Source organism: Clostridium aquiflavi, assembly GCF_031344075.1.
Lineage (GTDB): Bacteria > Bacillota > Clostridia > Clostridiales > Clostridiaceae > Clostridium > Clostridium aquiflavi.
The window spans coordinates 81,604-95,980 of the sequence record NZ_JAVJAN010000001.1 but is presented as its reverse complement, the minus strand read 5'-3'; the positions used below and the strand labels follow the sequence as shown (position 1 = coordinate 95,980).

The 14,377-nt window shown below is 28.1% G+C and carries 14 protein-coding genes; 8 read left to right on the top strand and 6 right to left on the bottom strand.

Going from position 1 to position 14,377, the window contains the following annotated elements; translation table 11 throughout:
• Window positions 1-60: 60 nt before the first annotated feature.
• Entirely contained in the window at window positions 61-2,070 is a 2,010-nt protein-coding gene (locus tag RGC78_RS00430; protein ID WP_309555731.1) for a methyl-accepting chemotaxis protein, read from the bottom strand.
• Window positions 2,071-2,378: 308 nt separating this feature from the next.
• Window positions 2,379-2,690, bottom strand: a complete 312-nt coding sequence (locus tag RGC78_RS00425) for a hypothetical protein (protein WP_252214187.1) — start codon at window positions 2,688-2,690, stop codon at window positions 2,379-2,381.
• A gap of 235 nt (window positions 2,691-2,925) precedes the next feature.
• Here RGC78_RS00425 and rbsK point away from each other — a divergent pair, with 235 nt between their 5' ends.
• From rbsK to RGC78_RS00395, 6 genes are all read left to right on the top strand, one after another.
• On the top strand, window positions 2,926-3,855 hold the full coding sequence (gene rbsK / locus RGC78_RS00420; protein ID WP_252214185.1) for a ribokinase: 930 nt from the start codon (window positions 2,926-2,928) through the stop codon (window positions 3,853-3,855).
• A gap of 5 nt (window positions 3,856-3,860) precedes the next feature.
• A complete protein-coding gene (rbsD, locus tag RGC78_RS00415; RefSeq protein ID WP_252214183.1) occupies window positions 3,861-4,256 on the top strand; it encodes a D-ribose pyranase in 396 nt (131 codons plus the stop codon).
• Between the two features lie 16 nt (window positions 4,257-4,272).
• On the top strand, window positions 4,273-5,775 hold the full coding sequence (locus tag RGC78_RS00410; protein WP_252226500.1) for a sugar ABC transporter ATP-binding protein: 1,503 nt from the start codon (window positions 4,273-4,275) through the stop codon (window positions 5,773-5,775).
• Window positions 5,776-5,793: 18 nt separating this feature from the next.
• A complete protein-coding gene (locus RGC78_RS00405; protein ID WP_252214179.1) occupies window positions 5,794-6,726 on the top strand; it encodes an ABC transporter permease in 933 nt (310 codons plus the stop codon).
• Between the two features lie 74 nt (window positions 6,727-6,800).
• Window positions 6,801-7,712, top strand: coding sequence for a ribose ABC transporter substrate-binding protein RbsB (rbsB, locus tag RGC78_RS00400; protein ID WP_252214178.1), 912 nt, complete (start codon window positions 6,801-6,803; stop codon window positions 7,710-7,712).
• A 156-nt stretch (window positions 7,713-7,868) separates the two neighbouring features.
• Window positions 7,869-8,864: a LacI family DNA-binding transcriptional regulator gene (locus RGC78_RS00395; RefSeq protein WP_252214176.1), complete on the top strand. Its 996-nt coding sequence runs from the start codon at window positions 7,869-7,871 to the stop codon at window positions 8,862-8,864.
• Between the two features lie 16 nt (window positions 8,865-8,880).
• On the opposite strand, the gene RGC78_RS00390 is transcribed toward RGC78_RS00395, so the two are convergent.
• The 4 genes from RGC78_RS00390 to RGC78_RS00375 form a co-directional block, all read right to left on the bottom strand.
• A complete protein-coding gene (locus tag RGC78_RS00390; protein ID WP_252214174.1) occupies window positions 8,881-9,321 on the bottom strand; it encodes a gamma-glutamylcyclotransferase family protein in 441 nt (146 codons plus the stop codon).
• Window positions 9,321-9,962, bottom strand: coding sequence for a pyroglutamyl-peptidase I (gene pcp / locus RGC78_RS00385; RefSeq protein WP_252226503.1), 642 nt, complete (start codon window positions 9,960-9,962; stop codon window positions 9,321-9,323). Before pcp ends, RGC78_RS00390 begins: the two co-directional genes overlap by 1 nt.
• Before the next feature lie 181 nt (window positions 9,963-10,143).
• On the bottom strand, window positions 10,144-11,073 hold the full coding sequence (locus tag RGC78_RS00380; protein WP_252214170.1) for a DUF979 domain-containing protein: 930 nt from the start codon (window positions 11,071-11,073) through the stop codon (window positions 10,144-10,146).
• An 18-nt stretch (window positions 11,074-11,091) separates the two neighbouring features.
• The gene (locus RGC78_RS00375; RefSeq protein WP_252214168.1) at window positions 11,092-11,763 is read right to left on the bottom strand and encodes a DUF969 domain-containing protein; all 672 of its coding nucleotides are present in this window, start codon (window positions 11,761-11,763) and stop codon (window positions 11,092-11,094) included.
• Between the two features lie 385 nt (window positions 11,764-12,148).
• Between RGC78_RS00375 and RGC78_RS00370 the strand changes: the two genes are divergently transcribed.
• Together RGC78_RS00370 and RGC78_RS00365 are read left to right on the top strand one after the other, a co-directional pair.
• Entirely contained in the window at window positions 12,149-13,138 is a 990-nt protein-coding gene (locus tag RGC78_RS00370; RefSeq protein ID WP_252214166.1) for an NAD-dependent 4,6-dehydratase LegB, read from the top strand.
• A gap of 77 nt (window positions 13,139-13,215) precedes the next feature.
• Entirely contained in the window at window positions 13,216-14,373 is a 1,158-nt protein-coding gene (locus tag RGC78_RS00365; RefSeq protein WP_252214164.1) for a LegC family aminotransferase, read from the top strand.
• Window positions 14,374-14,377: the final 4 nt, after the last annotated feature.

Sequence of the window (14,377 nt, the reverse complement as noted above, 5' to 3'; positions counted from 1 at the left end):
AGTACGGCATTTTTTAATATAATTTTTCATTTACATAAGATTATCTAGAGTTTTTCAATTTTATATTTTAAATTTGTTTACATTGTTAATCATTTCAGTACTCATATTATTTAATAATTCAACAGAATTTGATAATTCATCAGTAGATTTATTCATTTCTTCAGTTGATGCCGATATTTCTTCAGCTGAAGCAGAAACTTCTTCAGCAATTGAAGATGATGTTTCTATTTTAATTAAAATACTTTCTTTATTTTCATTTAAATCATTAACAGAATTATTAGCTAATTCAATTTTAGGGGTAATCTCATCAACTGCAACTGTAATTGTTTCAAAAGATTTTATTGCAGTATATATATTATTTTCTTGAATTTTAAGCTCATCTTTCATAGTATCAGTAGTATTAATCATAAGATTTGTATCTATAGAAATTTCTGATATTAAGCTAGAAATACTTAATGAAGATTCTTTACTTTGTTCAGCAAGTTTTCTTATTTCATCTGCTACAACAGAAAAACCTCTACCAGATTCACCAGCTCTTGCTGCTTCAATAGCTGCGTTTAATGCAAGAAGATTAGTCTGTTCAGATATGCTATTTATTAAATTAGTTATTTCGTTTATTTTTGTAACATTAGAACCAACACTTTGTATCTTTATAATTAAATCATTAAATGCTTTATTAACATTATTTACAGATTGAATAACAGTTTCCATATCTGTATTGCTAGAATAAGACTTAGATTTTATATTACTTGTATTTGAATCTATATCACTTATTATTTTAACCATATCATCTAATTTAGCACTGAAATTTTGTAATATAGTAGTAATATCTATTAAATCTTGAGCTTGACCTACTGTTCCTTTAGCAACATCATTAGTAGCAATTGAAATGTTTTTACTTGAGGCTGACATTTCATTTGATAACACTAATAAAGTATCACTTTGAGTGTCTATATTAGAGGAACTTAATTTTATATTATTAATCATACTAATCATAGAAACTTTCATAGTGTCTATAGATTTTGCCATTTCTCCAAGTTCATCAGTTCTATCTAAAAGTTTTTCTGAAATATTTAATGTCAAATCACCTTCAGATATAGATTTTAATTGTTGCATTGATAATTTTATAGGTTTTGTAATTGATGATGAAAGAAGTAGCACCATAAAACTACCTAATAAAACAAAGATAATTAATGTTATGCCAATAACTAGTTTTAAAGTAGTTAGTTGACTTAAAATTTCATCTTTTTCAACTACTATAGCTACAGACCAACCTGTACTTTTAATAGGAGAATAGCCAACATATTTATTTTTATCTTTATAAGAATATTCTCCAGAGCCTAGTTCACCTTCAACCATTTTTTTTTCTATTTTAACTATAGATTCTAATAAAGGGTCACTTTTTACATTTTCAAAGTCATTATCTTTATTGATTACTAGTTCTTTATTATTATGTGCAATTATAGTTCCTTCTTTATTAATCATATATGCAGTGCCTGTTTTTCCAAATTTAATATTATCAGTATAGCCGCTTAATTCATTACCATCTCTAATAGCAGTTAAAACTCCAACTATAGTATCATTATTTTTTATAGGTACACTGTATACAACAATAAGAGTATTATCAGCTTTACTTATTATTGGATCAGATACAGTGCTTATGCCTGAAAGAGATTTTTTAAAGTAGTCCCTATCAGATATATTTAATGGTTGATTATCAGTATTAAATCCATTTCCATTAATATCTACAAAAGTCATCTTTAAATAGCCATTTTGTTTTGAAATCTCTGAAAGCAGTGCTAATTTTTCCTCTATTGGTGTAGTTTCATTTTTTATCTTTTCATTAGTAGCTAAAGTTTCTAAAATTTTAGTTTGAGTATTAATTGCATTTTCTACAGAAGAACTTGCTTGTTTAGCAACTTCAGGTAAGGTGATATTAACAGTTGAAATTACAGATTTTTTTGATATGTACATAGAAATTAAGGCTATGCCTGTACACATAATTACAATTAGAGATATAAAACATAGTAATAATTGCTGTTTTATACTTTTAAACTTTAGTTTTTTCATTTTAAATTTTCCTCCTAATATAGTTATTTAATAAAATAGTACATTTATCTATCGTAACATTTAATAAAATCTTAAACCAACATTTACCTAATAAAATATTAAATTTTAAACTATAAATTAAGAAGAATTAAAGAATCTAATAAAAATATTAGAGAAATTAGAGAAAATAGAAGAATTCATCATCTACTTGAAATTAGAATTATTAAAGTTAAAGTAAGAGTATATGTTAAATTGTTTAAAGAATTGTAATACAAATAAGAAAAAGACATGCTCAAAATAAAATGAACATGCCTTTTTCAGTTAAAATCTTATTGATTTATCCATTCAACAACGCCTGGTGTTAAAGAAGCAACATTATCTTTAGTTACTTCTGTAACAAAAAGCATGTCTTTATCTTGAAGAAATTCTTTAAGCTTTGTTGAAATTTCATCTGCAGTTAATTCACATTTAACTAGAAAACTAGTAGGCATTAAATGTGCCCAAGCTCCTAAAGCTTTAATGTTTCCAGTTATTTCGTAATCATCACGATGATGATGGTGATGATGTTCTTCGTGATGATCTTCACAACCACATGAATGTGTGTCTTCTTTTAAATAATAAGTTATTGCATAAACGTTCATATATGTACCACCTTAAATTTATATTAATATGTTTTTATATATAAATTATACAACAAATGAAAAATATTTTCAAATAGAAATAAATATCAGAATAGGAAGCATAAATTTGGGTAAAATAAAAAAATAAAAAAAATTTAAAAAACTATTGATTAACGTTTACAGATGGTTTATACTATGGTTAATCGGTTCAGTGAAACGGTTAACTAATATTTAATTAGGTGATGGAGGAATTTATATGAATAAGATATGTGTACTTGGAAGTATGAATATGGACTTAGTTATGAAAATAAAAGATATGCCTAAGCCAGGAGAAACAATACTATCTAAATCATATGAGAAAATACCAGGTGGTAAAGGTGCTAATCAAGCAGTAGCAGCAAAAAGAAGTGGTGCACATGTTTCCATGATAGCTAAAATTGGAAAAGATGATTATGGTAGGACATTAAGAGAAGAGTTAAGAAATGATAACATAAATATAGATTACGTTTTTGAAGATAATTCTAATGCAACAGGAACTGCAATGATAATGGTAGCAGATACTGGCAATAATTCAATCATTGTTAATCCAGGTTCAAATATGAGTATTAGTGAAATAGAGATAAATTCTACATTGGATAGAATAAAAGAAAGTGATATTTTAATTGCACAGTTTGAAACACCAGAAGAAATATCTTTAATAGCATTTAAAAATGCAAAAGAAAATGAAAAAATAACAATATTAAATCCTGCACCAGCAAAGAAAATAAAAGATGAACTTTTAGCAGTTACAGATATTATAGTTCCAAATGAAACTGAAGCAGAAGTTCTAACTGGTGTAAAAGTTAAAAATTTAGAAGACGCAAAAAAAGCTGCAAAAGTTTTTATGGATAAAGGAGTTAAGTCTGTAATAATAACAATGGGTTCAAAAGGTGCAGCAGTAATAGGAAAAGACTTTTGTGAATTAGTACCTGCATATAAAGTAAATGCAATAGATACTACAGCAGCAGGAGATAGCTTTATAGGTGGATTAAGTACAAAATTAAATCCAAATGAAATAACTAAAGAAAACTTACTTAAGGCAGTTAAATTTGGCAATAGGGTATCTTCAATAGCAGTACAAAAAGAAGGTGCTCAACCATCAATACCACACAAAGAAGAAGTAATTAAAGTTTACGGAGAGGAATAAAACAAATGAGAAAAACAGAATTATTAAACAGTAATTTAAGTTCAGTAATTTCAAAAATGGGTCATACAGATATGATTGCAATAGGAGATTGTGGTTTACCAATACCTGATGAAAGTGAAAGAATAGACTTAGCATTAATAAAAGGTATCCCAACATTTATTCAAACTTTAAAAGCAACATTACTAGAACTACAAATAGAAGAGGTGATTTTAGCTAAAGAAACAGAGGACATTAGTCCAGAACTTTACAATGAAATAAAAGAAGTAATAGGTGATGCTAAAATAACATTTATTTCTCATGAAGAATTAAAATTTAAGTTAAAGGAATGTAAAGCAGTGGTAAGAACTGGAGAACAAACTCCTTATGCAAATATAATTTTAAAATCAGGAGTTGTTTTTTAAAGAAGGGGGAATTCTAATGGAAACAAAGAAACCTAAATTAAAGATGGAGAATATATCAAAAATGTTCCCTGGAGTAAAAGCGCTTGATAATGTTAATGTTACAGCATATGGTGGAGAAGTAACAGCTCTAATGGGAGAAAATGGAGCAGGAAAATCTACTTTGATGAAAATCTTAAGTGGAGTTTATACTAAAGATGAGGGAAAAATATTTATTGAAGGAGAAGAAGTAAATATTAAGGGAATAAGGGAAGCTGAAAAATTGGGAGTTGCTATAATACATCAAGAGTTAAGTGTTATTCCTAATTTAACAGTAGCAGAAAATATTTTTTTAGGGAATGAAAAATTTTCTCAATATACAAGAAAGATAAATAAAAAGGTTTTAATAGAAAGAAGTAAATTATTCTTAGACCAAATAGGATGTAATGTGGACCCAGAAGCGTTAGTAAGAGATATCAATGTAGGGGAAAAACAAATGATAGAAATTGCAAAAGCTTTAACTAAAAATTCAAGTATAATTATAATGGATGAACCAACAACTGCACTTACGGACGTAGAAACTAAGAAATTATTTGATGTAATTGATAATCTTAAGAAAAAAAATATAGCTATAATATATATATCTCATAGAATGGAAGAAATATTTGCAATGTGTGATAGAGTAGCAGTACTTAGAGATGGTAAGTATGCTGGTGAGGCTAAGGTTGCTGATATTGATAATAATAAATTAATAGCAATGATGGTAGGAAGAACTATAGAGGATCAATTTCCATATAAGAAAGTTGAAAAAGGTGAAACAATATTAAATGTAAAAAATTTAAATTACGAAAAAAAAGTTAAAAATGTTTCTTTTGAAGTTAATGCTGGTGAAATACTTGGAGTAGCAGGTTTAATGGGTGCAGGGAGAACAGAACTTGCAAAAACAATATTTGGAGATTTTAAAAGTCAAAGTGGAGAAATATTTATAGATGGTCAAAAGGTAAAGATAACATGTCCAAAAGATGCTATAAATAAAGGAATATGCTACTTACCAGAAGATAGAAAGAAAGAAGGATTAATTTTAGGAATGTCTGTAGCTGAAAACATGACACTAGGAAATCTACAGATGTATGAAAATAATTTAAAGCGTGTTAATAAATCTTTAGAAGAAAAAGATGTTGAAGAGTATATTACAAAACTAAGAATAAGAACTCCAAATGCGGAACAACTAATAAAAAATTTAAGTGGAGGTAATCAACAAAAGGTTATTTTAGCAAAATGGTTATTATTATCACCTAAAGTTTTAATTATTGATGAACCTACAAGAGGTATTGATGTAGGTGCTAAGAAAGAAATATATGAATTATTAAATAAGTTGAAAGCTATGGGTAAAGCTATAATAATGATTTCTTCAGATTTACCAGAAGTATTAGGTATAAGTGATAGGATTATGGTAATGAGAGAAGGTGCAGTTTCAGGAGAACTTTCAAGAGATGAAGCCAATCAAGAAGCAGTAATGAAGCTTGCTGTAGGTATAAAGTAAAAAAAAGGTGGGATAATTATGCAAAGTATTAAAAATAAAAATTTATCAAAATATAAATCATTAATAGGGCTTTTCATATTATGTATAGCTATTTCTATATTAACTCCAAGATTTTTATCTGTATCAAATATAACGAATGTATTAACTCAGGTTTCTGTGAATGCAATAATTGCCATAGGTATGACATTTGTAATATTAACAGGAGGAATAGACTTATCAGTAGGATCAACATTAGCTATTAGTGGTGCTTTAGCCGCATCAATTATTAACTCCGGTGGAAACGTATTCCTAGCAATTATAGTTGCAGTAGTAGTAGGTATTGTAGTAGGAATTATCAACGGAATGCTTATTTCAAAAGGAAAGATTCAAGCATTTATAGTTACACTTGCTTCCATGACTATATTTAGGGGTGTAACTTATGTGTTCACAAATGGAAATCCTATATCAGGATTAACAGGAAGTTTTAATGCTATAGGAAATTTTAAATTAGGAATATTACCACTACCAGTAATAATTACAGCCATAATGGTAGCAATAGCATATTACGTATTAACTCAAACAAGATTTGGTAGATATTTATATGCTTTAGGTGGAAATGAGGATTCAGCAAGACTTTCAGGTATAAATACAGATAAAATAAAGACTTTAGTATATGTAGTTTCAGGAATAGCAGCTGCAGTAAGTGGTGTTATTATAACTAGTAGAATTGGGTCAGCATCTCCAAATGCAGGTTCAGGATTTGAATTAGATGCAATTGCTGCAGTAGTAATAGGTGGTACCAGCCTTGCAGGTGGAGAAGGAAGTGTAATGGGTACTATAATAGGTGCATTAATTATAGGAGTTTTAAATAATGGATTAAACCTTCTTAATGTATCACCATTCTACCAATTAATAATAAAAGGAATAGTTATATTAGTAGCTGTCTTATTAGACAAAAAGGGAAGAAAATAAATAAGATATTTAAAAAATATAAACAATTATATAAAAATATAAACAATTATAAGAGAAAGAGGAGGAAATTAAAGATGAAAAGAAGAAGTTTAAAATTATTATCACTTACTATGGCTGGAGCATTAATGGTGGGAAGCTTTATTGGGTGTTCACCACAAAAGAGTAATGATAAGAAATTAGGTATGGTTCTTTCAACATTAAACAATCCGTTTTTCGTTTCAATGAAAGAAGGAGCAGAAAAGAAAGCTAAGGAAATGGGATATGAACTAGTAGTTTTAGATTCACAAAATGATTCTACTAAAGAAAGATCAAATGTTGAAGATTTAGTGCAACAAGGTGTAACTGCATTAATGATAAATCCAACAGATAGTGATGCAGTTAAAAATTCAATACAAGTTGCTAATGATAGTAAGATACCAGTAATAACTTTAGATAGAGAATCAAATGGTGGTGAAGTTGTGTGTCATATATCTTCTGATAACGTAAAGGGAGGAAACATGGCAGCTGAATATATGTTAGAAACTTTAAAAGATAAAGAAACTATTAAAGTAGTAGAACTTCAAGGTGTACCAGGTGCATCAGCTACAAGAGACAGAGGTAAAGGTTTCAATGATGGAATAGCAGGTAAAAATAATGTAAAAGTAGTAGCAAGTCAATCAGCTGAATTTGATAGACAAAAAGGACTATCAGTAATGGAAAACATAATTCAAGCAACCCCAGATTTTGATGTGGTATTTGCTCATAATGATGAAATGGCTTTAGGTGCTGTAAAAGCTTTAAAAGCAGCTAACAAAAATGTTATAGTTATTGGCTTTGATGGAAATGTAGATGCAGAGACAGCTGTAAATGCTGGAGAAATGACTGCCACTATAGCTCAACAACCATCATTAATGGGAGAACTTGCAGTAGAGCAAGCAGGTAAAATTTTAAATGGTGAAACTGTAGAAAAACAAGTTCCAGCAGATTTAAAAGTATTAAAAAAATAAATATAACTACTAAAAAGATCTCTACATTTAGTAGGGATCTTTTATTGTTAATATTTTAGGTTAGAAAAATTATAGCTGTATGCTATAATAATAAAAATAAAACTTAATTAATAGGGGGCTTAATTAATTAAAACTGATATTTATGGAGGGGATATTTTGAAAAAAGTTACTATAATGGATATAGCTAAGCAAGTAAATGTTTCAAAGACGACTGTGTCCATGGTCTTAAATAATAAGAAAATAAATGTTTTAGAAGAAACTAGAGATAAAATTTTAAAAGCTGCTAAAGATCTTAATTATATTCCAAATTCATTAGCAAGAACGTTAAGTACAAATAGAAGTTATACTATTGGATGCATTGTTCCAGATATAGAAAATCCTTTTTTTTCAGAAATTGCTAAAGCTATAGAAACTGAAGCAGAAGATTGTGGATTTAGCATGATATTATGCAATACATTAAATAGAGAAGAAAAGGAAGAACATTATATAAAATTACTAATAAGTAAATTAGTTGATGGAGTTATAATAGTTCCAAGCAAATATGGAACTAATTCATTGGACTTATTAATAAGAAATAACGTTCCATTTGTTGTTGTGGATAGAAAAGTTAAATATAAGGAAAAGTACAATGTAGTACATTGTAATAATAAACAAGGAATAAAACTTGGAATTGAGTATTTAATTGGTAAATCAAAGAAAAATCTAGCATTTGTAGGTGGAATAAGACATGGAGTAGATACACGTCTTGATTATTTTAAAGAATTTGCATCTAAATTAGAAATTTTAAATGAAGATATAATTGAAGAAGAGAACTTTTCCATGAATGGAGGAATAAGAGCTACTGAAAAGATAATCAAGAAGAATAAGAATGTTGATTGCATTTTTTATAGTAGTGATGTAATGGCAATAGGTGGAATTAAGTATTTAATTAGAAATGGATATAATGTTCCAGAGGATATAAGTATATTGGGTTATGATAATATACGTATATGTTCATTCATAGAACCAGAGCTTACAACTATTGCTCAACCAATATATAAAATGGGAGAAGAATCATTTAAATTATTGCTTAAAGCAATAAATAGTGATGAGGAAACAAAAGAGAACATAAGTTTATCACCTTATTTAGTAGAAAGAGAAACAGTAAAATAAATAAAAGTCACTCATTTTATGAGTGACTTTTATTTGTATTTATCATATAATTTTTCCAATCGCCATCTGGAATATGTATAGATTTTTCACTAAATATTGAATCTATATCTTTATTATAAAAATAAACATAACAATTTTCTTTAGTTTTAGTGTTTAAATGTTCTACCTCTAAAAGAATTTTATTATATTCATTATTAGGATTATCTGAACTTATAAAGCCTTCCATATCATCAATAGCTTTAAGTGTACTATTATAATCTTTAATGCTTATTATTTCACCAAGTACTTTTCCATCACCTGGTAGTATAGCAGGATAACCTTTATAAGGCATATGATATAAATGCATTCCTTTAAGTAGAGCAGGCTTAGCTTCAATTACTTTACCATCTAAATACTTATTATAATTAAAAAAGCCTTCTCTTAAACTACCGTAAACGAAGATATTAATATTGCTCATTAGCAAATTTCTCCTTGGGCAGTTTTTATATCTTCATTATTTTCAACTGCTGCTTTAATACTTAATTCTAATCCTTTAGAAATATCTTCAATTGACATAGAAGGCATATTTGGTTTATTAACTACTTGAGATGGTATATATGGAACATGTATAAAGCCACCCTTTATATTAGGATATTTTTTATTTATCATATATAATACTCCATACATAACATGGTTACATACAAAAGTTCCAGCACTGTTTGAAACTGAACTAGGAATGCCAGCTTCTTGCATTTCTTTAACCATAGCTTTTATTGGAAGAGTAGCAAAATATGCATTTTCTCCATCTTCAAATACTTTTAAATCTATTGGTTGATTTTTTTCGTTATCTTCGATTCTAGCATCATCAATGTTTATTGCAACTCTTTCTGGTGTAATTCCGAAACGACCTCCAGCTTGCCCTATTGAGATTACTATATCAGGTTTATGAGCTAATATATTCTCTTCTATTTTTTCTAATGATTTTTTAAAAACAGTAGGAATTTCTAATTTTATTATTTCAGCATTGCTTATTGTATTTGGAAGCTTTTTTACAGCCTCTAATGCTGGGTTTATACTTTCTCCACCAAATGGATCAAATCCAGTTATTAAAACTTTCATTTAAATTCACGTCCTTTTTAATATAATGTTAATTTGTAGCTAGGTTCTAGTAATGCCTTGATATATGCAATATCAATCTACTATATTGTGTTTTAAGACTATATTTAATAAGCAAAGCCCCAATTACTTAGTCCAGATTTGCTTATGAATATATCAGTACTATGTAAAAAATAGTCATTATTTAAAATCCTAATGTATACATAAGAACTATATGTACTAATAATAAAATTAAAGATAATGGTGCTTGAGCTTTTATTACTGCATTTGTATCTTTTATTTCTAATAATGCAGCTGGTAACATATTGAAGTTAGCAGCCATTGGAGTTAATAATGTTCCACAGAATCCTGCTGTTAAAGCAAGTGCTGAACATATTACAGGATCTCCACCTTGAGCAAATACAAAAGGAACACCAATTCCAACAGTTATAACTGAAAATGCTGCAAATCCATTTCCCATTATTGCTGTAAATATAGCCATACCTAAGCAATAAGCAATAACTCCAGCTAAAGGATTACTTTGAGGTATAACTCCAGAAATAATGTTAGATATTATATCACCAACTCCAGCAACAGTAAATAAAGCACCTAAAGAAGCTAAAAGTTGAGGTAATATTGCAAACACACCTACTGATTGGAACATTCTATTACTATCTTCAACAAATTCCATAGGTTTAGCTTTAGTAAGAATAAATGTAATAAGTAAAGCAGAAGTAGCTGATATACCTATAGCAACTGTTCCTGATAAAGGAGTAAATGAAGCAATAATCATTGCAATTATAGCAATTGTTAATGATGGTACAAATATTTTTAATCCTAATTGTTCTGCTTTTAAATTAGTAAAGGTACTATCCAATTGCTTTAATGTACCAATATTAATTTGCTTGAATGCTGATAATAAAGCAATTACTACAATAAGAATACCAGTAACAATAGATGGTATTATTTTACCAAATATAAAAATTATAGATATTATTCCCCAGAATAGAGCAGTACCAATTCTAGTTTTATGAGTTTTGTCTTTTAAAGTAAATATCATCGTAATGGCCATATATAGACCTAATATGATATAAAATATTTCTAGTAATATATTAGAAATTTGTTTAATATCCATTTAGCATGTCCTCCATAATTATTGATTTTTAGAACTATATTTTCTCTTTAGGCTTCTATCTAAAAGATAGTTTTGTACTATACACAAAATAAATGCAACTATTGCAACTGGTATAGATGCTTTAGCGATTTGAAGTGTATCAACATTTAAACCTAGAGTTTCCAAAGTACTAGCTATTAAAAGTACTCCAGAATTAGCCATGAATACATTTTGTCCAAAGAAATTCCCAATATTATCAGAAGCTGCTGAGTAAGCTTTGATTTTATCTAAATCTTTTTCATCTAAATCTTTATATTTAGCAATTGAAGCACCTTCTGCCATTGGACTAATAAGTGGTCTAACAAATTGAGGATGCCCACCAAGTGTAACTCCCATTGCAATTGTTGCTTCTCTTATAAAAGTATATCCACTTAAAAGAATTCCAGTTGATAGTCCTTTTGCCTTTTGAATAAGCATTATAGCTTTTGCTTTCAATCCATATCTTTCACATAAACCTATTACAGGTATAGTAAGCATAAATAGACAAGTTGTTCTATTGTTTATAAATGCATCACCTAAAGTAGTAAGTATTTCTGTAATACTCATTCCAGAAACTAATCCAGTTATAATACCAGATGAAACTACTACAGCGATTGTGTCTAACTTTAGTGCAAAACCTACTATAATTATTAAAATTCCTATTAATTCCATAAAAATTTTGTCCTTTCGAATTGTATTTTTTACTATTATACAGAATTTCTTCATAAAAATCCATTAAAAAAATTAAAGGAATTAAAAAACAATCAACAAAATAGAGCGTTTAAGTAAAAAAGCTGTCAAAAACGAGCATAAAATATCAAAAAACACGATAATATTTATTCATAAGGAATTATCTTCTTATTAAGTAAGATTTAAGTTGATTTTCATAGTTTTATATGATGAATTACAAGAAATAATAACAAGTGCCTTAAAATAAAAAATATTTTAAAGGCACTTGTTTTATATATTATGAACTGTACATTATTTAAATGAATATTATATATTGTGACCCCTGGGGTCCAAAAATTTACATTTAGTAGGAAAGCAGGGATTTTTCATGCAAAAAAAAGTACTAGTTACTGGAGCTGATGGGTTTATTGGGAGTCATTTGTGTGAGATTTTATTAGATGAAGGTTATGATGTTAGAGCCTTTGTTTATTATAATTCTTTTAATTCATGGGGATGGCTTGACTCATTAGATAATAATAAAAAAAGTAAAATTGATATATTTTCAGGTGATATAAGAGATCCAAATGGTGTTAGAGAAGCAATGAATGGAATAGATGAAGTTTTTCATTTAGCTGCTTTAATAGCCATTCCGTTTAGTTATCACTCACCTGATTCATATGTAGATACAAATATAAAGGGAACTTTAAATGTTCTTCAAGCATCTAGAGAGTTAAATACAAAGAGAATATTAATTACTTCAACCTCTGAAGTTTATGGTACTGCTAAATACGTACCAATAGATGAAAATCATCCTTTTCAAGGACAATCTCCTTATTCAGCAACAAAGATAGGCGCTGATAGAATTGCAGAATCTTTTTATAGGAGTTTTAATTTACCTTTAACTATAGTGAGGCCATTTAACACATATGGTCCAAGGCAATCAGCAAGAGCTGTAATCCCTACAATAATAACGCAATTATTATGTGGTGAAAAACAAATTAAATTAGGATCATTAACACCAACTAGGGATTTTAATTATGTAAAAGATACAGCAAATGGTTTTCTTGAAATTTCTAAGTCTGAAAAAACTATAGGAGAAGAAATAAATATTGCAACTTCTAAGGAAATTTCAATAAAAGATCTTGCAAGTGAGATTATACGGCAGATAAACAAAGACGCTACAATTATATGTGATGAGGAAAGATTAAGACCAGAAAAAAGTGAAGTTAACAGATTATTGGGTTCTAATGAGAAAATCAAAAAATTAACTAATTGGGAACCTAAATTTACTTTTGCAGAAGGAATAAAAGAAACTATAGATTGGTTTAGAGTGCCAGAAAATTTAGTTAGATATAAATCTGATATATATAATCTTTAGAGTTTTATATTGTTTGAATTTTTAATTTAAATACTAGGTTGTAAAAATAAAGAGTTTTATTAAAAGGAGATAACTTTATGAAAAAATTTATACCTTTATCAGTTCCTAATTTAAAGGGAAATGAAAAAAAATATGTTTTAGATGCTATAGATGAAGAATGGGTTTCAACTGGCGGTAAATATATAAATAAGTTTGAAGAAGAAATAGCTAAGTACTTAAATGTTAACAGTGCTGTAGCTTGTCAAAGTGGTACAGCAGGATTACATTTATCACTTATTCTTAGTGGAGTATGTGAAGGTGATGAAGTTATTGTGCCAACACTTACCTTCATTGCAGCCGTAAATCCAGTTAAATATATTGGTGCAAATCCTATATTCATGGATTGTGATGACAGTTTAACTATTGATGTAGAAAAGCTTGAAAGATTTTGCAAAGAAGAATGCAAACTAGTTAATGGAAATTTAATTAATAATAAATCTAAAAGACACATTAAAGCTATTTTGGTAGTTCATGTTTTTGGAAATATTGCTGATATGCATAAGATAGTGTACATTGCAAATAAGTATAATTTAAAAGTTGTTGAAGATGCTACAGAAGCTTTGGGATCTAAATTTACAAGTGGATTATACCAAGGAAAATATGCAGGTACAATAGGAGATTTTGGAGTATATTCATTCAATGGAAATAAGATTATAACAACTGGTGGTGGTGGGATGATTGTAGCAAAGGATGATAAGTTATTAGCTAAAGCTAAATATCTATCGACTCAAGCAAAGGATGATACTTTGTATTATATCCATAATGAAATAGGATATAACTATAGAATGACTAATTTACAAGGGGCTTTAGGAATTGGTCAACTTGAGCAATTAGACAAGTTCATAAGTGTAAAGAAGGAAAATTATGAGTATTATAAAAGTAATATAGAAAAAATAAAAGGATTATCATTACTAAAATTTAGTGATGATATTGAACCTAATTATTGGTTTTATTCTTTAGTTATAGGAGATGAATATCCACTTAAAAGAGATGATTTAATTAAATATTTATTATCAAAAGGTATTCAAAGTAGACCAATTTGGGACCTTATACAAGACCAAAAACCTTATACAAAATATGAAGCTTATGATGTTAAAAAAGCTAAATATTATATAGATAAAATAATAAATATTCCATGTAGTACTAACTTAAAAAAAGATGATATAGATACTGTTGTACAAGCATTGAAAAAATGAGTTG

Coding starts and splice junctions, on each gene's coding strand:
- RGC78_RS00370 (WP_252214166.1), top strand. CDS start 12,149: ATGCAAAAAAAAGTACTAGTTACTGGAGCTGATGGGTTTATTGGGAGT.
- RGC78_RS00375 (WP_252214168.1), bottom strand. CDS start 11,763: ATGGAATTAATAGGAATTTTAATAATTATAGTAGGTTTTGCACTAAAG.
- RGC78_RS00365 (WP_252214164.1), top strand. CDS start 13,216: ATGAAAAAATTTATACCTTTATCAGTTCCTAATTTAAAGGGAAATGAA.
- RGC78_RS00380 (WP_252214170.1), bottom strand. CDS start 11,073: ATGGATATTAAACAAATTTCTAATATATTACTAGAAATATTTTATATC.
- RGC78_RS00430 (WP_309555731.1), bottom strand. CDS start 2,070: ATGAAAAAACTAAAGTTTAAAAGTATAAAACAGCAATTATTACTATGT.
- RGC78_RS00425 (WP_252214187.1), bottom strand. CDS start 2,690: ATGAACGTTTATGCAATAACTTATTATTTAAAAGAAGACACACATTCA.
- rbsB (WP_252214178.1), top strand. CDS start 6,801: ATGAAAAGAAGAAGTTTAAAATTATTATCACTTACTATGGCTGGAGCA.
- RGC78_RS00390 (WP_252214174.1), bottom strand. CDS start 9,321: ATGAGCAATATTAATATCTTCGTTTACGGTAGTTTAAGAGAAGGCTTT.
- rbsD (WP_252214183.1), top strand. CDS start 3,861: ATGAGAAAAACAGAATTATTAAACAGTAATTTAAGTTCAGTAATTTCA.
- pcp (WP_252226503.1), bottom strand. CDS start 9,962: ATGAAAGTTTTAATAACTGGATTTGATCCATTTGGTGGAGAAAGTATA.
- rbsK (WP_252214185.1), top strand. CDS start 2,926: ATGAATAAGATATGTGTACTTGGAAGTATGAATATGGACTTAGTTATG.
- RGC78_RS00410 (WP_252226500.1), top strand. CDS start 4,273: ATGGAAACAAAGAAACCTAAATTAAAGATGGAGAATATATCAAAAATG.
- RGC78_RS00405 (WP_252214179.1), top strand. CDS start 5,794: ATGCAAAGTATTAAAAATAAAAATTTATCAAAATATAAATCATTAATA.